This window comes from Anaerococcus cruorum (assembly GCF_046365495.1).
Classification (GTDB): domain Bacteria; phylum Bacillota; class Clostridia; order Tissierellales; family Peptoniphilaceae; genus Anaerococcus; species Anaerococcus cruorum.
Genome location: NZ_JBGMEH010000001.1, coordinates 79413 through 102832, shown reverse-complemented (window position 1 = coordinate 102832; position 23420 = coordinate 79413). Strand labels below are relative to the sequence as shown.

22 protein-coding genes and 1 other annotated feature are annotated in these 23420 nt (G+C 31.9%); of the genes, 14 read left to right on the top strand and 8 right to left on the bottom strand.

The annotated features are described in order from the left end of the window. Nucleotides 1-96: 96 nt before the first annotated feature. The 8 genes from ACCQ40_RS00510 to ACCQ40_RS00475 all read left to right on the top strand — a co-directional run bounded on the left by ACCQ40_RS00510 (nucleotide 97) and on the right by ACCQ40_RS00475 (nucleotide 10404). Entirely contained in the window at nucleotides 97-1200 is a 1104-nt protein-coding gene (locus tag ACCQ40_RS00510) for a DUF7601 domain-containing protein (protein ID WP_410032164.1), read from the top strand. Between the two features lie 345 nt (nucleotides 1201-1545). Continuing rightward, a complete protein-coding gene (gene srtB, locus ACCQ40_RS00505; RefSeq protein ID WP_410032163.1) occupies nucleotides 1546-2298 on the top strand; it encodes a class B sortase in 753 nt (250 codons plus the stop codon). 1 nt (nucleotide 2299) lies between these two features. Then, a complete protein-coding gene (locus ACCQ40_RS00500) occupies nucleotides 2300-3835 on the top strand; it encodes a hypothetical protein (RefSeq protein ID WP_410032162.1) in 1536 nt (511 codons plus the stop codon). A 197-nt stretch (nucleotides 3836-4032) separates the two neighbouring features. Then, on the top strand, nucleotides 4033-6843 hold the full coding sequence (locus ACCQ40_RS00495) for a coiled-coil domain-containing protein (RefSeq protein WP_410032161.1): 2811 nt from the start codon (nucleotides 4033-4035) through the stop codon (nucleotides 6841-6843). Continuing rightward, nucleotides 6833-7318 carry a hypothetical protein gene (locus tag ACCQ40_RS00490; protein WP_394012168.1) on the top strand — a complete coding sequence of 162 codons (486 nt, stop codon included), beginning with the start codon at nucleotides 6833-6835 and terminating at the stop codon, nucleotides 7316-7318. The genes ACCQ40_RS00495 and ACCQ40_RS00490 overlap by 11 nt, the downstream gene beginning before the upstream one ends. A gap of 100 nt (nucleotides 7319-7418) precedes the next feature. Then, entirely contained in the window at nucleotides 7419-8468 is a 1050-nt protein-coding gene (locus tag ACCQ40_RS00485) for a hypothetical protein (protein ID WP_410032160.1), read from the top strand. Nucleotides 8469-8493: 25 nt separating this feature from the next. Further along, on the top strand, nucleotides 8494-9168 hold the full coding sequence (locus ACCQ40_RS00480) for a hypothetical protein (RefSeq protein WP_410032159.1): 675 nt from the start codon (nucleotides 8494-8496) through the stop codon (nucleotides 9166-9168). A gap of 114 nt (nucleotides 9169-9282) precedes the next feature. Then, nucleotides 9283-10404 carry a transglutaminase domain-containing protein gene (locus ACCQ40_RS00475; RefSeq protein ID WP_410032158.1) on the top strand — a complete coding sequence of 374 codons (1122 nt, stop codon included), beginning with the start codon at nucleotides 9283-9285 and terminating at the stop codon, nucleotides 10402-10404. Between the two features lie 48 nt (nucleotides 10405-10452). Here ACCQ40_RS00475 and murJ read toward each other — a convergent pair whose 3' ends face one another. The 4 genes from murJ to ACCQ40_RS00455 are packed head-to-tail and all read right to left on the bottom strand — an operon-like array spanning nucleotide 10453 to nucleotide 14790. Further along, nucleotides 10453-11952 (bottom strand): murein biosynthesis integral membrane protein MurJ, encoded by a 1500-nt coding sequence (gene murJ, locus ACCQ40_RS00470; RefSeq protein WP_410032157.1) that lies wholly within the window; start codon nucleotides 11950-11952, stop codon nucleotides 10453-10455. Further along, complete coding sequence (locus ACCQ40_RS00465) at nucleotides 11949-12461, bottom strand: hypothetical protein (RefSeq protein ID WP_410032156.1); 513 nt, start codon at nucleotides 12459-12461, stop codon at nucleotides 11949-11951. Before ACCQ40_RS00465 ends, murJ begins: the two co-directional genes overlap by 4 nt. Nucleotides 12462-12470: 9 nt before the next feature. After that, nucleotides 12471-13205, bottom strand: coding sequence for an amino acid ABC transporter ATP-binding protein (locus tag ACCQ40_RS00460; RefSeq protein ID WP_410032155.1), 735 nt, complete (start codon nucleotides 13203-13205; stop codon nucleotides 12471-12473). After that, nucleotides 13192-14790, bottom strand: coding sequence for an ABC transporter substrate-binding protein/permease (locus ACCQ40_RS00455; RefSeq protein WP_410032154.1), 1599 nt, complete (start codon nucleotides 14788-14790; stop codon nucleotides 13192-13194). The genes ACCQ40_RS00460 and ACCQ40_RS00455 overlap by 14 nt, the downstream gene beginning before the upstream one ends. A 58-nt stretch (nucleotides 14791-14848) precedes the next feature. After that, nucleotides 14849-15076 (bottom strand) — a binding site (T-box leader). 67 nt (nucleotides 15077-15143) lie between these two features. On the opposite strand from ACCQ40_RS00455, the gene ACCQ40_RS00450 reads away from it, so the two are divergent. The 4 genes from ACCQ40_RS00450 to ACCQ40_RS00435 all read left to right on the top strand — a co-directional run bounded on the left by ACCQ40_RS00450 (nucleotide 15144) and on the right by ACCQ40_RS00435 (nucleotide 18613). Beyond that, nucleotides 15144-15641, top strand: a complete 498-nt coding sequence (locus tag ACCQ40_RS00450) for a 3H domain-containing protein (RefSeq protein WP_394012152.1) — start codon at nucleotides 15144-15146, stop codon at nucleotides 15639-15641. Between the two features lie 69 nt (nucleotides 15642-15710). Continuing rightward, on the top strand, nucleotides 15711-16730 hold the full coding sequence (locus tag ACCQ40_RS00445) for a PTS sugar transporter subunit IIC (protein ID WP_410024149.1): 1020 nt from the start codon (nucleotides 15711-15713) through the stop codon (nucleotides 16728-16730). 114 nt (nucleotides 16731-16844) lie between these two features. Further along, nucleotides 16845-17630 carry a P-loop NTPase gene (locus ACCQ40_RS00440; RefSeq protein WP_394012148.1) on the top strand — a complete coding sequence of 262 codons (786 nt, stop codon included), beginning with the start codon at nucleotides 16845-16847 and terminating at the stop codon, nucleotides 17628-17630. A gap of 8 nt (nucleotides 17631-17638) precedes the next feature. Further along, entirely contained in the window at nucleotides 17639-18613 is a 975-nt protein-coding gene (locus ACCQ40_RS00435) for a DUF1002 domain-containing protein (protein ID WP_410032153.1), read from the top strand. A 30-nt stretch (nucleotides 18614-18643) separates the two neighbouring features. On the opposite strand, the gene ACCQ40_RS00430 is transcribed toward ACCQ40_RS00435, so the two are convergent. Next, entirely contained in the window at nucleotides 18644-19909 is a 1266-nt protein-coding gene (locus tag ACCQ40_RS00430; protein WP_410032152.1) for a C40 family peptidase, read from the bottom strand. A 121-nt stretch (nucleotides 19910-20030) separates the two neighbouring features. On the opposite strand from ACCQ40_RS00430, the gene glsA reads away from it, so the two are divergent. Further along, the gene (gene glsA / locus ACCQ40_RS00425; RefSeq protein ID WP_410032151.1) at nucleotides 20031-20963 is read left to right on the top strand and encodes a glutaminase A; all 933 of its coding nucleotides are present in this window, start codon (nucleotides 20031-20033) and stop codon (nucleotides 20961-20963) included. A gap of 25 nt (nucleotides 20964-20988) precedes the next feature. Here the strand turns inward: glsA and ACCQ40_RS00420 are convergent, their stop codons facing one another. The 3 genes from ACCQ40_RS00420 to ACCQ40_RS00410 all read right to left on the bottom strand — a co-directional run bounded on the left by ACCQ40_RS00420 (nucleotide 20989) and on the right by ACCQ40_RS00410 (nucleotide 22551). Then, nucleotides 20989-21258, bottom strand: coding sequence for a hypothetical protein (locus ACCQ40_RS00420; RefSeq protein WP_410032150.1), 270 nt, complete (start codon nucleotides 21256-21258; stop codon nucleotides 20989-20991). 22 nt (nucleotides 21259-21280) lie between these two features. Next, the gene (locus ACCQ40_RS00415; protein WP_410032149.1) at nucleotides 21281-22141 is read right to left on the bottom strand and encodes an MFS transporter; all 861 of its coding nucleotides are present in this window, start codon (nucleotides 22139-22141) and stop codon (nucleotides 21281-21283) included. A 125-nt stretch (nucleotides 22142-22266) separates the two neighbouring features. Next, nucleotides 22267-22551, bottom strand: a complete 285-nt coding sequence (locus ACCQ40_RS00410) for a GNAT family N-acetyltransferase (RefSeq protein ID WP_394019941.1) — start codon at nucleotides 22549-22551, stop codon at nucleotides 22267-22269. Nucleotides 22552-22622: 71 nt separating this feature from the next. On the opposite strand from ACCQ40_RS00410, the gene ACCQ40_RS00405 reads away from it, so the two are divergent. Then, nucleotides 22623-23405, top strand: coding sequence for a hypothetical protein (locus tag ACCQ40_RS00405; protein ID WP_410032148.1), 783 nt, complete (start codon nucleotides 22623-22625; stop codon nucleotides 23403-23405). The last annotated feature ends 15 nt before the right edge of the window (nucleotides 23406-23420 follow it).

The window sequence follows — 23420 nt, the reverse complement described above, 5'->3', positions numbered from 1 at the left end:
ACCACTTGTCATCCTGAGCAAGCGGAACGCGTCGAAAGATTTCTTAAATAAAGAGTCACTTTTTATCAGGAAAAATAAAAATCAGGAGAAAAATAAATGAATTTAAACAATATTTTCAAAAAAGTAACAGGTGTTGCACTAGCAGCAACATTATCATTTGGAACATTTGCAAGTAGTGCATTTGCAGCAGCCACAGGACCAATAAATGGTGGAACCCCTGGAAGTACAGAAGCTTCAACTACAAAACCAACTCTTACAAAAACTGTCACTGGTGGTAACTACTTTGGTGGCGGTACATTTAACTTTACAATAACCCCTGTAGATATAAAAGCAAATACTTATACAGGTTATACATCTAGACCAGCATCAAATTTCATTACATTAAAAAATGAAGGACAAAACGATGGTGAATTGAAAATAGATGCGGGACAAACAAAAGGATCGCTTGACTTAAATATAAACCAGGAAACTGTTAATAATCTTTTGCCAGGTGTTTACAGATTTGAAATAACTGAAAATGATACAAATATAGCTGGTATTACAAAAGATCCTAGCACAATGACTGTTGATGCATTTGTAACAACTACTGATGGAGAAGATAGAAAAGTTGAGTACTTCATAGTATCTGAAAATGGACAAAAAGCTGATTTAGCTTTCGAAAATACTTTCTCACAAGAGAACTTAACTATTGCTAAAGCAATCACTGGTAATCAATCAAATAAATCTGACAAATTTACATTCGAAATTACAGTAACTCCAGCAGAGGGAACTACAAATAATTCTATAGGTTATTACGTAGGAGAAACTTCAGACACAGCAACACCTACTAGGGTAACCCCAGGCGAAAATGGTTCAACAGTAATAACTCTAACAAATAATGTTACAGATGGAACTATAATCAATTTAACAGGTCTTGCAGCTGGAGATTCTATAGCAATTAAAGAAACAGATTCAAATAATTACGGTGGTTATGTAGTTTCAGCATCAAATACAGATGTATCTGAAGCTGAACTAGGAACTGATGGAGTAACTGCTACAGTAAATGGAAATAATCAAGATATCACATGGACAAACAGCCGTACAGCAAATACACCAACAGGTCTTATCGAAAACATCGCACCATTCGTATTAGCAATCGCAGCAGCAGGAGTTATCTTCTTTGTATACTTCAAAAGAGATAAAGAAGAAGAACTTGCTTAATAATTAAAAAAAATATCAAAAATTAAAATCCCGCCAGATTTAAAACGGCCCCTAGTCCCGGGAAGGGACTACCAATAAGCCCGTGCGGCTATAAAATAAAATTGGGGATACATTCGACTCCATATATCTATCGTCATTCCTCTCAGAGTGGCGGTTTAGCTTATAAATGAAGTTTATAATCCATTTATTATTTACACCTCCTGCAAGCAAGGCATGTCATCCTGAGTGTAATGAGCGTAGCGAATGAAATCGAAGGATCTCCTAAACTAACATTATTTTTATATACCAAAACCCTTATCAAAAGCTTAACAATTTAAATCCAACCCAAAGAAAGGAGTAAGCAATTTGCAAACAGCAGCAAATATATCTCGTATAGGCGAGAAAATACTTGACCGTATAGTCGCAATAATTTTAATATTAGTAATGCTTTTTGCAGGCTACTCCCTTTGGAATTCATATATGCTATTTCGAGGTGGTTTTGCAGGTGATGAGCTTTTAAAATACAAACCTCAAATTACTGAAGATGGAGAAAACCCTACTCTTTGGGACTTGATGAAAATAAATGAAGATGTAGTAGCTTGGGTTACTATTGATGATACAAACATTGACCACCCTGTTGTCCAAGGAGAGGACAATATGGAATACATAAATAAGGATGTTTACAAAAAATTCGCCTTAAGTGGTTCTATATTTTTAGATTACAGAAATAATAAAGAATTTAAAGATCCATATTCACTATTATATGGCCACCATATGGAACGAGGAGGAATGTTTGGAGATGTCGTGCTTTTTGAGGACAAAAAGTACTTTGATAAACACAAAATTGGTACACTTTTCCTACCAAAAGAAACTTATCGTATAGAAATTTTTATGGTAAGCAAAATTGATGCCTATGATCCAGTAATATTTAATCCTTCCTCAACAAACACCATGGAGGGTAGGCAAGCTCTTATCGAGCATGCTAGAAAAACCAAGCTTCACGAGCGTGATATAAATATAGGAAATGATAGAATAATAGCCTTATCTACATGTGAAAAGGCAACTACAAATGGTAGGACAGTATTATTAGGCGTACTTAGACCTATGAATGGAGACTAAAATGAAGCAATTTAAAAAAATATATAAGTTAATATTTGTGGCTTTACTTGTAGTCATGCCATTTTTAAAAACATCTGCTGATAGCCAGATAAATATTCCTATAGGTGTAGAGTGGATGTATGGCGAAGAAAAATGGGCCAATTCACCTCATAAAGCAAAAGTTGTAATCAAACCACAAGATAATGCACCAAAACCAACTGTTGCAAGCTTTGAATATAGTGGGGATTATATAGTTTATTTTAATGAACCTAACTTTGATAAAGTAGGTAGATATGAATATATAGTGAGCCAAGACAATGAAGATTTTGAGGAAAATGGTAGAACAGTTACATTTGATAAATCAGCTTATAGATTAGTTTTTATAGTAGAAAATAGCAGTGATGGTCTAAAAACAAGTGTTTTTGCCTATAATGAAGCTAATTTTGATAAAGATAATCTAGAAACTGGCAAGGGTGCTAAAATTAGATTTGTAAATAATGATCCGCATATTCATAGAAATGATGGAAGTATTGTAAATCCTAGCAACCCTTATCATCCATTTAACCCAAATAATCCAGTAAAACCAAATGATCCAGACAGTCCTTATCAACCAGATAAGGGAAATCAGCCGACAGATCCTACAAATCCAGATAGAAATGAGAATAATACTCCAATCTATCCAACAGAGCCTGAGGATCCAGAAAATCCTAATAAACCAATAAATCCATCTAAGCCAACCAATCCAAACGATGATAAATGGCCTCCAGTATATCCACCAAACCCAAATAATCCACCAACACCTGGTGATAATGGTGGAGGAGATACCAATACAGGAGGATTTCCATGGTGGCCAAACTGGCCTTGGGACCCAGATGAGCCAAGCAAACCAGAAAATCCAACTACTCCAAATGAGAGTACAGATGAACAAGCAAATAAAAATAGGAAACCATGGTGGTGGGATCAATTAAATCCTGATATAGAATTTAATCCTGCAAATCCGCCAATAGATCCAACAGACCCAGATAATCCTAATAAACCTATAGATAAATCAAGGTCCGAAGTGCCTTGGTGGTGGGATATCTTATATCCAGGAAAAGTATTTGATCCAACAAATCCTGACAAACCAGTAGAAAAACCACCAATAGAAAAACCATGGTGGTGGGACAAAATTTTCCCAGATATTCCTTACAATCCGGATGACCCTAAAAAACCAATAGATGATAAAAATGAATCTGAAAATTCTAATAAAGAAGATGCTCAAACAGAAACGACACCTTCTGATAATAAAAATGGAAGTGAGAGCGATAGTGATGATGCTTCTAACAAAAATAAAAGAGATGGAGAAGAAGACTCAAATGCAGCTAGTGTAAAATCACCAGCGACAAATAACCGATATGATGATAAAAAGAATGGCTTATTTAGTTGGCAAAACGCTGGAAATGATAGAAATTCAACAAGCTATGTAAAAACTGGGATAGATAGTGTCCTTATTTGGCTAATAGTTTTAATCATAGCAGCGTTTGCTCTTTATAAAATGCAAAAAAATAAGAAATCCTAATAAGGTACTAAAGCTCTAAGAATTTTCTTAGAGCTTTTTTGTGCTTATAAGTAAATGAGCTAGTTTTGTTGGAATTTAAACATTTGTCTAGCTTTTATGAACTTAGAATTTTTGACAATAAAATCTAAATAACGTATAATTTATGTAACTCTAGTTAAGTAATAGACTTAAATTTAAAGAAAAATTAGGAGCTAGAAATGAAAAGAAAAAAAATATATACAGGTACACTTGCTCTAGCACTAGCTATTGGGATAGTAAGTCCTGTAGAAAATAATGAATTTAGTTCCGTAGTGTATGCAGCTGACAGTCATATTTCACCAAATAATGAAGATTCTGAGGAGACTGCACCTACAGATAAAGAGGATTCAACAAACATTGGCAGTAATAGTGAAGAGAAACTTTCAGAAAGTCAAAATCCAAAAATTGAGGAATTAAACAATTTAACTGCTGAAGAAGCAAATGTTAAAAGCTCAACCCGTTACAAAAATGCATCTAAGACAGAACAAGATGCTTACATTAATGCCATCGCAAATGGGAAAAATGTAAAAGAAGATACACCTGATAAAGAAATCGTTGATTTAATTAAAAATATTAATGAAGCTAAGAAAAATTTAGGTGCAAGTTCTTTTTTTACTTATGAACAACGTGAAGGACTTAGCTCAACCATTGCCATAGCAGAAAAACTATCTGCAAGTATTGCCAATAATAATGAAGTAAAAAAAGAAGATAAGGATAAATTAATATCTGCAATTAGTTCGGCAAAAGCAGTTGAGAAAGATGTAAATAAGAGTAAAGATGAGATTACATCATCAAATAATAGTCTTGCTCAAACTATAGATGATATTGTAAAAGCAAATAGTTTAGATGCAAATAACTCTGCCCTAACCTATGATGAGATTGAAAAAATCACACCATCAGAAACAACATCTTATGGTAGAGAATATCAAAGATTATATAATCTTCAAAAAACTGCATATAGTTTTTATGAGTCAGCAGATTTTAATAATATCAATGATCAAACTACTAAAAATAACTTGATAAATGAGTTAACAGAATCTAAAAAAGTTTACGAAAATTTAGATGCTTCACAAACTCAATTAAATGATGCTTATAATAAACTTAATGCAGCCTATAATAGCGCTTTAGACAAGGCTGATACTCAAAATAATGAAATTAGCAGATTGAAAAAACAAATTGAAGAAGCTACTTCTAAAAATCCTGATGCTTATGAAAATGCAGGAGATTCTGCAAAATTAACTTATGATATAGCCAAAGCCAGAGCAAATGAATTGATAGCTAAAGATTCTACAGATGCAGCTGATTTACAAAAAGCTTTAAATAACCTAAATCTAGCAAAACTAGCTCTAGCACCTGTAAAAACAAAAACTATTGATAATAATCAACCAAAAACATCAAAACAAGCATTACAAGAACTTATAAATGAAGCAGAATCATACAGAAATAAAGATTTATATAAACTAGCTTCTGATGAAGATAAGAAATTATATAATAATGCAATCACAACTGCACAAGCTATAGTAAAAAAGGCTAATCCAACAGATAAGGAAATAAATGCAGCAATAGATACTATAAAAGAAATTAAAGACTTTATTGAGAAAGATGGGCAAAACCAAAAAGAAACAGATAACGAAAAATTAAATAGACTGATAGATGATGCGAATAGAGTTATAAATCATCCTAATTATAAAAATATAGCCCAACAAAATAGAGATGATTTAGAAAAGGCTCTTAAAAAAGCTCAAAAAGCAAAGAAATCAGCGGATAAAGAAGAAATTTTATCAGCAATCAGTGATTTGGAAGCAGCAGTTAACAATCCTGATACTAAAGAACTTTTAGCGGACTCTATAAAATTAAAAAGTATTGAATCACTTGAAGAATTATTAGAGTTAGCGGTTAAAGTTCAAGATCATCCAGACTATGAAGATGTCTCAAATACTCAAAGCAAAAATTTAAATGAGGCTATGGCTGCAGCAAGGAAAGCTTTAAAAAGTGGAAATGAAACTGATATTGAGAATGCAAGAACTTTTTTAACAAATCAGTTAAACCAAAGTGAAATAAAACCAATAGTTGCAAAAGTTATTGACACATTAGATAGCGAAGAGTCTTCTAATTTAGAAGAATTAAGACAATTATTAGATTTAGCTAATAAAGTTAAGGAACATAAGGACTATAAGAATGTTGATAAATCCTTAAAAGATGAATTAGAAAATTCTATAGATCAGGCTAATTTAGCTATACAAAGTAAAGATGAAACAAAAATTAAGCAAGCTAAACTTGCTTTAGAGGATACATTAGATAAGTTTGATGATATCAAAAAAGATATTTTAAAAAATAATAAGTCTCCTAAGGAAAAGATAGAAGAAATAATTAGTGGAGATAAGATTCTAAGAAGCTCTGTTACTTATAAAAAAGCTCAAAAATCATTAAGAGAAGCCTACGAGAAAGCTTTTGAAGCAGCAAAAGCAATTGTAAATAAAGATGATGCAAGTGATGATGAATTAAAAACAGCCTCAGATAATTTAGTAAAGGCTTTAAATGCCTTAGATGGTAATGAATTTGCTGATAGAGTTGAAAAATTAAAACAAAAATACCAAAAAGAAGGCTCAAATATAACAGATGCAAATAAAAAGGCAGCTGTTGAAGCAAAAATAAAAATCCTAGATGATGAAAATGCAACTATGGATAATCTTTTAGAGGCAGAATCTGAGCTAACAAATGCCTTGAAACTAAACGGTAGCTCAACTCCTGTTACAACAACAACTACAACTACTACACCAGTTACTGGTACAACCACTACCACAACACCTGTTACAACAACTAGAAAAGTTCCTACAACAATTAATCCAGGATCTATTGTAAGAACGGGTATAAAATCATTAGTAGGGGTAGCAGTAGTTCTAGTAGTAGCACTTGGAGCATTTGCTCTTACAGGAAAAAATAAAAATAATAAAGATAAAACAAAAAGGAGAGACAACAATGAAATTTAATAAAACACTAGCAGCAGCACTATTATTAACAGTAACCCTAACAGGTTGTGATAATATGGTAAGTAATGAAAATACAACTGATGATAACTCACCAGTAGTAGAAGAAAATAAAGCAGAGACAACAGAAACTGAAGAAACAGTAGAAGATAAGGCTGGAGAAGAATCTGCTGAATCTGAAACAGATACAAAAGAAGCGGCTACAGAAGATAAAGCAGAAGATGAAACTGAAACTACTGATGAGGAAGCTACTGAAGAAACAAAAGATACATCAAATCTTTCAACAGAAGAAAAGATAGCAGCTTTAGAACAATCAATCTTTGATAATAGATCTAGTGCTCGTGCTGTAGAACTATTATTTGAACTTTCACCAGAAACTGCTAACGAAAATGCAGATGTATTAAACCAATTATTAGAAGATTCAAATTCACTTCTAGAAAAAGCACAAACAGCTTTAGATGAATTAAAAGCAGAATAATACAAAAAGGCCCTTGATGGGTCTTTTTTAGGTTGATTTTAAAAAGATATCAATGGGGTATAATACAAAAAAGAAATAAACTACCAGCAAAGGAGCTATTATGAATAAAAAGATTTTAAAAACAAGTGCAGTATTAGCTTTAGGTACACTTTTACTAGTACCAGCTAATAACAATGTCTATGCTGCAAGTACGAATACAGAAGCAAAAGAAACTGTAAAAACAGCTGAAGAAGAATTTAACGAAACTCTTGATAAAGTAAATAAAAAAATTGTCGAATATGATGCTTTTATGAAAGGTTATGAATATCAAAACTCTGATCAAAATCCACAATTTAAATTTAATGATGCTCTTAATGGATTAAAAACTGCTTATCAAGGATTAAGAAATGAAACTATTACTCAAGATGAGTTATTTAAAACTTATACCAAAAGATTAAATGATAGATTAGATATCATAGAAGAAGCGAAAGCAAACCTAAACGGTAGAGAAGTTGATAAAACAGAGTTAATTAATCTAACTACTGAACAATCAGAATTTAGAGCAAGTGATGCTTATAAAAATGCACCAAAAGATTTAAAAGATAAATATGATAATGCGGTACAAAACGCATGGAAAACAGTAGGGGATAATGGACTTAATTTAACCAACCTACAAAATGAAATAGCTATTAATGCAGTTAAAGAAGCGAAAAATGAAATTATAGCTAACGATGATAGAACTAAAGCTTTAGATAATCTTAAAGAAGAAATATCATACATTGATGGTATCAGAGCAGACAAGGATCTTTATACAGACAAATCATATAATGCTTATAATAACGCTGCTATACTAGCTAAATCAACAATAGAAAATCCAAGTTCTACTCTTGATCAAATAAAATCAGCTACAGATTTACTAGCAAGTGCTAGAAAAAATTTAACTAAAAAACAAACTGCAAGTGATCTTACTCGTGAAGAACAAATAAAAAGGCTTGAAAAGGCTATAGAAGCAAATAAACAAACTAAGGCAGCTGCTAATCTATTAAAAGAAATTACACCTAATTTAGCTAGACAAAATATGGAAAAACTTAATGACTTAATCAAAAAATCAGATGAAATAGTTGCAAGATCTACTAAAGTTTTAAACCAATTAAAGGGAATAAGAGGTTAACTTAGACTTTCTTTAAGGAGGTAGCATGAAATTTAAGAAAAATATATTAAAAACAATTTTACTTCTAAATCTTGCAGTATTTGGACTTGCTGGGCAAAACTCTTATGCGGATTCCTTAGACACACCAGCAAATGAAGAAGAGTTTAAAGATCAAATAGAAGCTGATAGTAATGATAATCTAGAAGGTAGCGAAGAAAGTGTTATCGAAAATCAAGATTATCAAGCACAAAATACAGCTGAAAACTCTAGTGAGTTAACACGCGATCCAAAAGTTGAAAAACAAATTGCTCAGCTACAACTAGCAGTAGATGATCAAGTAAATGTAGTAAACTCAAATGCATATTACAATTATGCAAGTCAAGAATTAAAAGCAGAATACGAGGCGGCAATTGCAAATGCAAAATCTGTTCTAGCTCGTAAAGATAGCGCAAGCTATGAAGAGCTTAGAAATGCCATGGCGAGAGTTAATACTGCTAAACAAAATATCTTAAATCAAGTAAATCAACAAGCGGTAAAACAAAATAAGAAAAATCAGTTAAATGAAGCTATAAAAAGAAATAAAACTACTCTTGCAGCCGCTAAACAATTAAAAGCACTGATGCCAAATGCTTCTAGAATATTTGAAAGACAATTAAACAGTCTTATGGCTCAGTCAGAATCATTAATAGCTAAAGCACAAGCAATGTTAGCAAGCTTATAATCTTAAAACCTACAAGTATATTTGTAGGTTTTTTTAATTTCTTTTACTTTAAAATCATTTTCAAAAATGTATATTATATATAAGTAAAGGAAAAGATTAGAGAGGGTTTGCGCATTGAAGAAGAAAATTTTTGGGATTAGCTTAGCTATGATTTTGGCTATCAATCCCATTGTAAATACAAATTTAAAAATAAATACGGCCTATGCTGCCATTGACCAAGCTCAATTAGATAGGTTAGATACAACAGAATTAGAACGACAAATTAAGGCTGCCCAATATTTAATAGATAACATGCCAAATATTATAAGAGGTGATAAGAAAAAAAGGCTAGAATCTCTTATTGAAAATAGTGAAAAGCTTATAACAAAAATAAATAAAATCAAGGCAAATCATGCTGTAGATGACAATCTAAATATCAGAATTAAAAATATTATTAGAGATAATTTAAATAAGAGAAATACGCAATTTACTGTAAATATCAATGCTTATACTAGCAATCAACAAATACAATCATGGTTTTTAGAAACGGCCAAAGAGGATTGGTATTTTTTCTATAGTATGTATGGGAAAACAAATATAAAGACTAAATACGATCCCAAAAAAACTAGGGGGGACAAGGTATATATTGATTCCGCAACTTTTACCGTAACTTATAGAGAAGATCCAATAGTTGATAATGAAATAGATACTTTTGCTGATAATTGGATAAAAGAAAATATAGGTGCATATGATAGTGACCTTGAAAAAACTCAAAAAATCCATGATTTTATTGTAACTCAAAATCAGTACAATAGAGGTGATAGTAACAATATCAGTGGCGGATTTTCTATCTATCACCCATCAAGTATTATTTACGGAAACGGTGGAGTGTGTAATGCTTATGCTACTCTTTTTGATAAACTAGGTACAAAAGCAGGCCTTAGTGTTAGATATGCTACAGGATATTCTAAAAAAACTGGGGAGCCTCATATTTGGAATATGGTAAAGATTAATGGTAATTGGTATAACATAGATACAACTTGGGATGATCCAACTATTACTTTTAATGAAGGTTATGTAGAAAATTTAGGAGACTTTATCATCTATGATTACTATTTAAAAAGTGATGGAGAAATCCAAAAATCAAGAACTATAGATAATAATCCTGATAGACCACAAAGCTTTTCTTCTTTAAATACTGGATTAAAGGATACTACTATCCAAAAAGTAGGGGATACTTTTAGGGTAGTAAGGTAAAAGAAAAAGACCTATATAGGTCTTTTTTTGATGAAAAATTATATTTTTTTATTTTCTTTTTCTTTTTATTAAAGCGTTTTTAATATCATCGAATTCATCGACTTTTAATAAATATATTAATCCTACATATATAAGTCCAGCAAAGGCTATTGTCACGAGTAACCATAGGTTTGATGGGCGAATTTGGTAGAAGTAGTTAGCAAATATACCAAGTGCTAGTCCAGCTATTAAAATTTTGCCTATATTTTTTAATATATATTTATATGAAAGATTACCAAAAGTTCTCTTATACATAATAAAGGCCATTAACACTGATGAGAGTTGGCTAAGGGTTGTTGCCATGGCAAGTCCTACTAATCCGTATTTCATTGACAATGTATAGTCTAATATTATATTTATTCCTAATTGAACAAAGGAAATTACAGTCGGTATTTTTGTATTTTGGTGAGAGAAAAATGATAAATACAATAAATCTACTATGGCAGGCCCTATCAAATATAAAGTATAGGTAAATAAAACCTGACTGGTTATTATCATATCATTGTAGGTAAATTCTCCACGATAATATACAAAAGAAATAATTGGCTCAGCTAAGACCATCATCCCAATTATAGATGGGATAAAAAGTAGCATAATCTTTACCAAAGTTTTGCTGGTAAGGTCTTTCATCCCATTTACATCTTTATCCGCAACTAATTTTCCTATTACTGGATAGGCTGTTACTTGAAAAGGCACTATAAAAGTGGAACTTACTATTCTGAGAATTTTTAGCGCATAGTTTATAACTGAAACTCCACCATCAGGAGCAACCAAGGATGCAAATGATTGGTCGACTATGGTTGATACATAAACTGCTGCCATAGAAAAGGTTGTTGGTAGAGATAAGATTATAATTTTTTTGACATTTTCATCAAAGGAAAATCTTATCTTACCACGCTTAAAACCAGTTTTCTTAATGGCCCTTGGAAATAATATAAATTGGATAAAGTAAGCCAAAAATATACCCAATGTCATAATTGTGACATTACCATTTGAGATAGCTACAGTAATAGCCAAAATTACATTTAAAATTATTAGCGGAAGGGCTGGAGTTAGAAAGTCTCCTTTAATCTGTAAGTATGCAGAAAAAATTGCTGCATAAATGTTTGGATAGATGGTTAAAATTATTGCACGCATGAAGCTTGCAGCAATTTTTAATTTTTCTCCAGTATATCCTGCTGCAAAAAGTTTTACAATTGCAGGTGCAAAAGCAAATCCAAGAATCATTATAATTGTGGTTATAAATAGGGAGAAATTTAACAGATTATTAGTAAATTGATCTCCAGATTCTTCTCCGCCTTTTTTTATAACTTCATTATAGGTTGGTATGTAGGTTTTACTTAGGGCATAGGTTATTACAGAAAAAATAAGAGTAGCCGCTGTTGTAGATGTATTAAAAGCATCTGTTATGGGTCCTGTTCCGTAATAGAAAGAAAAAATCATCTCACGTATAAATGAGAAGATTTTTCCTACTAAGTTTAATATTATAAGTATTAATGTATTATTCATGATTTCTTATTGGCATAACCTAATAGAAAATTGTCTATTGACTCTATTTCTAAAGTTATGAGTTCATCTAGAGGTATTTCAAATTGGTCAAATATTTCTGCATTTGCTTTATTTATAGCATCTATAATTACAACATCATCATTATAATCTCTTACATAACCTGTTGATACATCATAGTAGTTAAAACTTGTTGCAAGAGTTATTATTTTGTTGTGGTCTTTGGCGTATTTTATCAAATCTTTAAAATCTGGTTTGGATTGATATATTTCATTGTCGCTATCGCCAATAGAAATATTGCCCCAAAAGTCCATATAACTTTCTATTTTTTTTAGGTATTCTGTATCTTTTTCTATGCCATCTATAGTTGATTTATCAAATAAAAGATATCCATCAAACTTGCCTTGGTCATCTACCAAGTGGGTAAAAAGTCTATCCTCACTTTGATAGATGATATATCCTACAGCAAAGGAATCTTTATCTGATGAGTAAATTTCTACTAAATCTTTCATTAATGCTCCCTAGTTATTTAAGAATCTTGATAAGAATTCTCTAGTTCTATCATGGTGTGGATTTTCAAAAATTTCTTTTGGAGATCCATCTTCTAAGATTATACCTTTATCCATAAATAAAACTCTAGAAGAAACATCGCGAGCAAAGTCCATTTCGTGAGTTACAACAATCATGGTAATTCCAGTTTTAGCAAGTTTTGTCATTACTTCTAAAACTTCACCTACCATTTCTGGGTCAAGAGCACTGGTTGGTTCATCAAAAAGCAGAACTTTTGGATTCATGCAAAGGGCACGGGCTATGGCTACTCTTTGCTTTTGTCCACCTGATAGTTGTTCAGGTTTTGCATTTACAAATCTTTGCATACCTACATCTGATAAATAGCTCATAGCTAATTCTTCTGCTTCTTTTTTGCTTTTGCCTAAGACCAATTCTTGGCCTAAGGTACAATTTTCTAAAACATTTTTATTTTCAAATAAGTTAAAGTTTTGAAAAACCATGCCTACTTGAGAACGGTAGTGCCTTTCATCAAAATTATTTTCTAGGATGTTTTCCCCTTCATAGAGAATTTCACCACTTGTTGGAGTTTCTAATAGGTTTAAGCATCTTAATAGGGTTGATTTACCAGAACCAGATGAGCCTATGATAGAAACTACTTCGTTTTTTTCTACACTAAAATTTATATCTTTTAGAACTTTAAGATTTCCAAAGCTTTTTTCTAAATTATTTACTTTAATTATTGACATTTTTTGCTCCTGTACTTGATTCTAGTATATAATCTCTACCACTCATTCTTTTTTCTACAAGTAATAGTAGTCTTGTAATAGCAAAGGTTAGTACAAAGTAGATTATTGCTGTTATTAAATATGTTGGGAAGTATTGGTAGGTAGATCCTGCAACTGATTTACTCATAAAGAATAATTCTGTAACAGAGATTACATTTAATACTGATGTATCTTTGATATTAATAACAAATTCATTACCTAATGATGGTAATATTGTCCTTACAGCTTGTGGGATAACTACATTTTTCATAGTTTGCCAGTGGGTCATTCCTAAAGCTTTACAGGCTTCAAATTGACCTTTGTTTATAGAATTGATACCACCACGAACAACTTCTGATAAATATGCTCCAGTATTTATAGATACGATTAAGATAGCTGCAAACATGGTTGATAGGTCGATATCAAAATATTGTTTTAGTCCGTAGAAAATAATTACTGATTGCACCATCATTGGTGTTCCACGGAAGACTTCTACATAAACTCCAAGTAGGAAGTTTACAATCTTATAGATTGCATAACCAATAGGATTTTTGATTTTATTAACTTCAGTTTTTCTAATAATTGCTACTAATAATCCGATTAAAAATCCTAAAAGAGTAGAAACGATAGCTATAAATAAAGTATTTACAATACCTTTTAAAAATAATGATGAATATCTAGACCAGATTGATTTCATTTCTCCAAAAAAGGTTTGGTTTTCTTCTACTTCTTCTTCCTCTCCTTCTTCTTCTAAGGTTGAAATATTTATCATGTCTTCCATGATTTCATCTTGTTCACTATCTGAAATATTTGCTAAAATTTTATTTATATTATCTTCTAAATCTGATCCTTTTTTTACACCGACAGCTACACTAGTTAAGAGAGGATCTATTTCAAAACCATCTTCTGGTTCAAATTCATTATAAACTAAGTCTGCATTAGCGGCGATAGCATTCATAGCCCCAGATTTATCTGATATATAACCATCTATATTACCAGCTTTGGTTGCAGCAATCATTGTTGGAAATGAATCAAGAGCTTGTTGTTTTTTAACACCATCCATTTGATCAATCAAATCAAGGTGGAAAGTACCCATTTGGGCGGTTATTTTTGCATCTTTAAAGTCATGGATAGATTTTGCATTTGCATAAGCAGAATCTTTTTTAGTAACTACTCCAATAGTTGCATTATAGTAGCTATCAGTAAAATCAATTTGTTTTAAACGCTCTTCTGTAGGGCTCATACCAGCAACTATGGCATCAATCTTACCAGAAGTAAGAGCAGGGATAAGACCGTCCCAATCTATTTTATAAATTTCAAGTTTTTTGCCTAGTCCTTTAGCAATTCTTTTTGCTATGGCCACATCATAACCATTTGCATATTCTCCTGGAGAATTAGATACTGGCACGCCTTCATTTTCCTCACTTACTTCAGAAAAGTTGAAGGGAGCATAGTTTACTTCCATTCCCACTCTTAAAACATCCTCACCTTCACTTGCAAAGCTTACATTTGTAAAACTAAATAATACAAGTAAGAGGCTTAACAAAATTTTTCTTATATTTTTCATAAATATTTCCTTCCTTGGGCTAAAAATTTGTAAAAAAAATACACGCACACTTTCGCAACCATGGGACGAAAGGCCGTGTTACCACCCAAATTCATGCACTTTTCACAAAGTACATCTCAATAAGTACCATCATACTCGTTTGCTGTAACGTGCAATCACGTCTTTGAATCAAATATCCTCAAAGAAACTCAAAGTCTTTTTTCACTAATCTTCCAAATATCCCTTTCCACCCACTGGGACTCTCTAGATTTTTCCAAAAAGCTACTCTTCTTTTCGCAGTTGTTGAGGATATAATACAAGATTTTTATAAAAAAGTCAAGGTTAAATGGTATAGTTAATCAAAGAGGTAAACTATGAAACTAAGTAAAAGGCAAAATGAAATAATAAAAATTTTGCAAAAAAGCGATGAGCCTAAGTCTGGAGAAGTTTTAGGCGATATATTTGGTGTATCAAGGCAAATAATTGTAAAAGACATTGGCGTTTTAAAGGCCTTTGGAGTCCAAATAATATCTACTAATAAAGGATATAAAATAGATACAGGAGAATATTTGACAAAAATAATAGAGTCAAAGCATGAGGATGGCGATATAAAAGATGAACTAAATACTATTGTAGATAATGGGGGAGTGGTTATAGATATTTTTATAAACCACCCAGTCTATGGAGTTATACGTAAAGATTTAGACATCAAATCACGTAATGGAGTCAATAATTTTGTAAAAAATATGGACGTTTCAACTCCATTAAAAAACCTCACTGGCAATATACATTATCATACGATTAGGGCCAAAGACCAAGAAACTTTTGAAATAATAGAAAATGCTTTAAAGGAAAAAGGATATTTAAAATAATTCCCCACTGTATATACAATAAATGTTTTTTGTGTTATACTTTAGCTAAGAAAAATCTTAGGAGAAGTTATGAAAAAATATTTAGAACAACAGGGAATTATACTTTCACCAAAGGTTTATTTTATAGATGCCTTGGGTGCTATGGCCTTTGGTCTTTTTGCTTCCTTACTTGTAGGAACAATTTTAAATTCTATTGGCAATACTCTTAATATCCCATTTTTGACAGAAAGAATATGGCCATTGATAGGGCAAGCAACTGGAGCTGCTATTGCAGTTTCCATAGCAAATGCTTTAAAGGCACCAAATTTAGTTTTATTTGCATCAACTATAGTGGGTATAGGAGCTTATGAGCTTGGTGGACCAGTAGGGGTTTATGTAGCTACAATTTTTGGAGTAGAGTTTGGAAAATTAGTTTCAAAACGCACAAAACTTGATATCATAATCACACCTGCCCTTACAATTTTGGTCGGTGTTTTAGTAGGAGATTTGATTGGCCCAGGTGTTGCTGCCTTTATGACAGGTCTAGGGAATATAATAATGCGTGCAACAGAACTTCAGCCATTTTTAATGGGTATAGTTGTATCAGTTTTAGTTGGTATGGCTCTAACTTTACCTATATCATCAGCTGCAATTTGTATGATGCTTTCATTATCTGGACTAGCTGGTGGAGCTGCAACAGTTGGTTGTGCCGCACAAATGATAGGTTTTGCAGTGATTTCTTATAAGGATAATGGAGTAGAGGGTTTACTTGCCCAAGGCCTTGGAACATCTATGTTTCAAGTACCAAATATTATTAAAAATCCATGGATTTGGTTACCTCCTACACTTGCTGGAGCAATTTTAGGACCAATTTCTAATTTGATTTTTAAAATGGAAAATACACCTTTAGGATCAGGAATGGGAACAAGTGGACTAGTGGGACAAATCTCTACCTTAAATGCAATGGCTGGATCTAGAAATATTTCCCTTCTACTTATTCAAATTTTATTTTTACACTTTATCCTTCCGGCAATTATTTCATATATTATTTATAAAATAATGTATAAAAAAGGCCTGATAAAGGATAATGATATGAAAATTAACTTTTAACGGCTAAATATAGCGTATTTGCTAGTTGTTTATGGCAATTTAACAAAAAATAGATATAATTAAGAAAGAAGCATTAAATAAATAATGCTTTTTTCTTTTATAAAGGAGAGTTAAATGGAAAAACAAAGAAATTTCGACCAATTTAAAGTAAACCTTAATGAAGGTTCTTCAGTTGGTAAAGTTATAGCAGTTATGAGTGGTAAGGGTGGAGTTGGTAAGTCATCTGTAACCAGCATGCTAGCTAATAAATTAAATAAACAAGGATATAAGGTTGCAGTTTTTGATGCCGATATCACAGGACCATCAATCCCACAAGCTTTTGGTATTGATGAAAGTGTAACAGGTACTAAAGAAGGAATCATGTATCCAGGTGTTACCCGTGATGGAATTAAAATTATTTCTGTAAATATGATTTTACCAAATAAAACAGATCCTGTAGTATGGAGATCATCTATTGTAACTGGTGTTATTAAACAATTTTACACTGATGTAGATTGGGGAGAAATCGACTATATGTTAATCGATATGCCACCGGGAACAAGTGATGTGCCACTTACAGTTTTCCAATCACTACCAATTGATGGGATTGTTGCAGTAGCAACTCCACAAGATTTAGTAGGTATGGTTGTAGAAAAATCTCTAAAAATGGCAAAAATGATGGGTAAAAAAGTAATTGGTATTGTAGAAAATATGTCATATTTCAAATGTCCAGACTGTGGATCTGACCATAAAATATTTGGGGAAAGCCACGTAGAAGAAGTAGCTGGCAAATATGACATTGAAACAATTGCAAAACTTCCAATCAACCCAGAAATTGCAAGTAAAATTGACGCTGGTCTTGTAGAAGACGTAAACTTAGAAGAATTAAATCCAATAATCGAAAAAATCGAATCATTATAGGAGGATTTATGAAAAAGAGACTCTTAGCACTTTTGTGCGCCTTAAGCATATTTGTTCCATCGCTAGCTCTTGCAGCAAATGATGCAAATAAAGATGCAGTAGTATATGGAGCTGCCCTAAATAATGAGCAAATAAACCAAGTAAACCAAGCCTTTGGTGTAACAAGCAATGACCCAAACCTTGATTATAAAACAGCCACAGGCAATGATTTACAAAAATATTTAGGCTACTATACTGATAATTCCAACATGATTTCTTCAGTATATATCAAAAAATTACCAGAAAATTCTGGAATTAAGGTAAATATTGTAACGCCAGCAAATATTACATCTATAACACAAGGTCAATATACCAATGCGGCCATAACAGCGGGAATTACTGATGCAGATATTTATGTAGCAAGCCCAAAACCTGTTACAGGGGAGTCAGCCTTAGTTGGAGTTTATGCGGCCCTTGCAAATTCTGGTAAAGACATAGACCCAGAACGTGCAAAAGTTGCTCAAGAGGAACTTGAAGCTGTAAATGAAATTACAGAAGAACATAAAGATAAATCTGGTTTTGATGCAGCAGATTTGGATAAGGTAGTTATAGAAGTAAAACAAAAACTGGCAGAGCATAAAGAAGAAACAGGACAAGCTGCAGATGCTAATCAAATAAACATCTATATCCAAGATGCTTTAAAAAATGTAAATCTTGAAAATGTTCTAAGTGACAATAATATAAATATTTTGGTAAACTTCTTTGAAAAATACCAAAATTCTTCAGCTATTGATAGTAAAGAAGTAAGGGAAAATCTTATAAAATTTGGCAATGAGCTAGCAGATAATGCTGGTAAATTTTATAACGAGAACAAAGATACAATTGATAATATCACTAAAGAAGCTCAAGATAGCGGTCTTTTAGATTCTATTCTTAACTTTTTTAGGTCAATAGTAAATTCATTTATAAATATATTTGGTTCATCAAACGATAGCCAAAATTAGATAAAAAGAAGAGGAGCATATGCTCCTCTTTTATTGTACAATTCTTCTAATTGATATAGGATTTCTAATTGGTCCTATAATTATTCCATACCTTGGACTTGATGCATGGATCATATTTCCGTTTCCATCTGCCATTCCTACGTGGGTTATATTATTTAAACTTGTTCCAAAGAATACTAAATCTCCGGCTTTTTCTTGACCAAATGGTATTTCTACACCATATCTTTGCTGACTTTGTGCAAAGTGTGGTAGGTTTATACCTATTTGACGATAAGCCTGCATAGTAAATCCTGAACAATCTATACCACGTACTGGGTCTATACCGCCCCAAACATATGGATTGCCAAGATATTGAGTAGCCCACTTATAAAGCTCACTACCAGTTTTAGATCCTGTTACAGGAACTGTAGTTGTATTTGAACTTTGATTTTCTTGATTATTATTAGTTGTAGTTGTAGTGACATAAGATACTTCTGTTATCTCACGCATTTGGTTTCTAGCCGCTTCTTCGCTAGCTATCTGATTTTTTATAGAAGTATTCATGTCATTATAAAATTTAGTAAAATCAGCTAAATCATTAGCATCTTTTTTTGCAATAGCTAAATCTTCTAATTTTACATAGCCTTCTTTGATTTTGTCACTTTTACTTTCAGCTTCTGTATCGTCTGAAGCGGTATTTTGATCTAATGCAACAGTTTCTGGAGTATCATGAAGGGTTATAACACTTGGAGTTTCTTCATTTTCGCTTGTTCCTAGAGTAACTGTTTTTACATCGCTATTTTGATTTTTATCTGCTAAATCATCAACTGAGCTATTATTTTCAAGCTTTTCTAAATCTATAGTATTTATTTTTTTGTTATCTTTAAAATCTTCATTATAGGAAACTTTTACAAAGTCACTATCTGGTTCAAAACCTAAGATAGTAACCTTAGTTTTTTCTTGCAATTTATCATCGGTAAGATTTTTAGAATCACTATTAGGTCTTTCTTTTAGATTAGTTTGTGCAAGTAAACTAGTATGGCTTAGCTTATAAAACCATTTTTTTGCTACAAATCCTTTTTTGCCTTCAAATTCTATTTCGTACCAATCGTCATTTTCACTTTTTATCTCATAAGGGGTAAAGTCCTCTATGCCGCCAAGGATATCACTATTTACATCTTCTTTTACTCTGACATTTACACCGTCAGTAGTATTTTTGTTTAAAATAATGGAATCAGCATGGGAAATTCCTGGATTTATAAAAAGTTGAGAAATTATTAATGAAGTAATAAAGGCTTTTTGAAATCTCTTTGTCACATCAATCTCCCTTTTAAGTACTCTAGTATAATTTTAGAAGAAAATGAGTAAAAAGTCAATTTAATAGGCTTTTCACCTACTATAATTAAAAAGATGGGTATAGGTAGGTAGAGGTGTTTATATGTTATACAACAGAGATTTTATAGATGAAAAGATAAAAAGTGTTATAAGAGCAAGTGAGTCGTGCATTGGAGAAGGAGAATTAGCTAGCTACATACCAGAACTTGCAAATGTGAATCCGGATAATTTTGCTCTAAGCATTACATCTGTTACTGGGGAAAGTTTTAATTATGGTAACTATAATCATGAATTTTCTCTCCAATCTATATCAAAAGTTCTGCTTCTAATCATGGCCCTCCATGATAATGATCCAGAAAAAGTTTTTAGTAAGGTGGGTAGTGAGCCAACAAGTTACGAATTTAATTCACTAGTGCCCATTACTGATAAGGCAGCCAATCCATTTATAAATGCGGGAGCAATTACTACCGCTTCTATGATTTTAGGAACAGATGTTGATGATAAATTTGATAGAATCCTAGAGTATTATAAAAAGTTATCCAAGCAAGAAAAAGCCCATCTTATGAAAGAAGTATATGCATCAGAAATAGAAACAACTGATAGGAATAAGGCTATTTCTTATTATTTAAAAAGTAAGGGAATATTTGATGAAGATCCAGAAAAAGTTTTGGATCTATATATTAAGGCTTGCTCTATTTCTACAAATGTAGTTGCTCTGTCCAGTATGGGGGCGGCTATTGCTAATAGGGGATGTGACTTAGAAACCCATTACAATTTATTATCCAAATCTGAAGTTCAAATTGTCCTAAGTCAAATGGCAACTTGTGGAATGTATGAAAATTCTGGTAGATACTTAATGAATGTAGGAATTCCATCCAAATCTGGAGTTTCTGGTGGCATCCTTGGAGTAGTTCCAGGAGTTTGTGGTATAGGAGTATATTCTCCAAGACTAGATAAAACTGGAAATAGTGTTCGTGGCAAGGAAATATTTAATATGCTAGGCCAAGAACTAGATTTATCAATATTTATAAATTAAAAAGAGCAGTCGATCTGCTCTTTTTTTATACTTTTATTTTATTATTTTCGTATATATTTAGTATTAACAAAATAGCATATATTGCGCTAAAGGCTGTAAATGCTAAAGTCAAAGAAGAAGTATGGAGGATATTATTTATTCCTTTTAAGAAAAATGGAGCCAAAAAGCCACCCACATTACAACCTATAAAAATTAGATTATTAGCAATTCTAGCATGAGATCCTTTTACAAATCTAGAAACTTCTGCAAATAAGTATGGAATGCATAGAGATTGGGATAAGGCTACAAAGACCATACATAATAAAGATATATACATATTATTGCCAAAAAATGCCAGGACAATATTTACTACTATATAGATTGCTAAACCTAGTATAATAGTTTTTTCTCTTAAGATTCGATTGATAATTCCAAATAAAAAAACCAAAAATCATTCCAGACATTGGCAGGATAATCATGTATAAGTTTGCATCAACTCCAAGACCTTTTTGGTTGGTAGCTATGGTTGGAAAACGCACGCTAAGAGCAGTTACATTCATAATCATAATTGCTGCAAAAAACGCATAGAAAAATATTTGCCTATTTATTTTAAATTTTCCTATATCTGCTTTATCAGTGGTATCTACTTCAGGGATGACCTTATTAAAGTAAGCCATAATAAAAAATGCTATAAAATAAACTAAAAATGCATATTTCCAGTGGATTTTCATCAAAAGGCCAGCCATAAATAAAAATACCATTTGGCTGATAAATTCGGTGGAGTTTCTGATGCCATGGAGCCTATAGGCTTCATCGCCTTCATAAAATGTATTTATATAATTTGCACTATGTCCATTAAACAAACCAACTCCTGCACCCATGATAAGACGGCTTATAACAACCGATATGTAAGAAGTGTGGATGATTGGCAAAAGCGAGCTAAGGCCTACTAAAAAAAGACCAACCATTACACAATTTTTCATGCCGATTTTTTTAGTGACTTTTTCGCTTAGAAATATTGTAATGATGCTGGTAATTGATGATATAGTTATAAGAGATTCTGCATTTGTAATAGAAATACCAAAGTCTCTTTGCATAAAAACTAGAGTACCTGATATAACACTATTGCTGGCGACATAGAGGGCTATGGTTAAGATTGCTATTTTTATTTTTAAATCTTTTCTCAAATCTTTTTTCAAAATAATTCCTTTGCTACTATAATATTAGAATTATAATATCAAATCTTGAGATTTTGGTAAAGATTGATAGAGTCGCCAGTAAAAATAGGCATAAAAAAACTGAGGATAATCCCCAGTTTCATATTCTATGCTCTTGCGTCGATGTCACCATATTTTTCAGGTTCTTCGTCGAATTTTTTAACAGCATATGAGCAAATTGGAAGAATTTTTTTGTAATTTCCGCGTGCTTGTTCGCATACTTTATCTACAAGTTGTTCAGCAACTCCTTCTCCTCTATATTTTTCATCTACTACTGTATGAGTAATTGCCCATGTACTATCTATTTTTTCTTCTACTTCACAATAACCAACTTGGTCATCTCCATCAAAAGCTAATGCTTTTAATTGATCTTCATCAAATCTAATAATCATATTTTATCACCTCTAATATATAAATACCCATTTTGGGTAAAAATATACTATAGAGAAAAGGAGGAGTTAATATGCAAAGAGATTATAAGTTTTCTTCAGTTATTATTTTGCAATTTATATCAGCTATTATTGTTTTTCTAATTGCAAAACTTTTTGGAACTAGTCCAAATGATTTAGAAAGTATGGGTACATCATTTAGTGGAATAATTTCAAATATCCTCATAACTATAGTTGTCATTACCTTTCAATTTATGATTGCTAGAGGCCTAGTTTATAATAGGATGGGAACGGTTGGAGAATATATGGATGGTATAAATCATTTGAATTTAAAGGTGATTGGAGTTTGCTTTTTGATTTCGCTCTTACCTAACCTCGCTTGGATATTTTTGGGATTTAGCCTTGTGACAACAATTGCAGCAGGTTTTATGATAAATAATAGCTTTGGTGCCGTATCAGCTGCCCTAGGCTTAGTCCTACTAATCCTAATTGGGCAAATAGTTTATTCAGCCTTTACAAATTACCGTTTTCTATTAGCAGCAGATAGGCCAGAACTATCATTTGCTGATTTATTTAAAGGAACTTTTAAGGTTGGTAAGGACTTATTTGGCAAAACTTTAAAAACTTATGCTAAATGGCTTATCCTACCAGTGCTTGTATTTATATCTTTAATAGTTCCGTTAGGTACTTATGGTAATGGGATATTTTCTTTTTTTCTAATGTATATATTAATTTTAGCTTTTGCAATTTACGCTGTGCTAGCTACTACCTTTGTTTTAGGAGAATTATCCAACCATTATTTAGATTATAAAAACGACTACAGTAAAACTTATGAAAAGACAATTTATGAAGCTTAATTATACAGAAAGGAC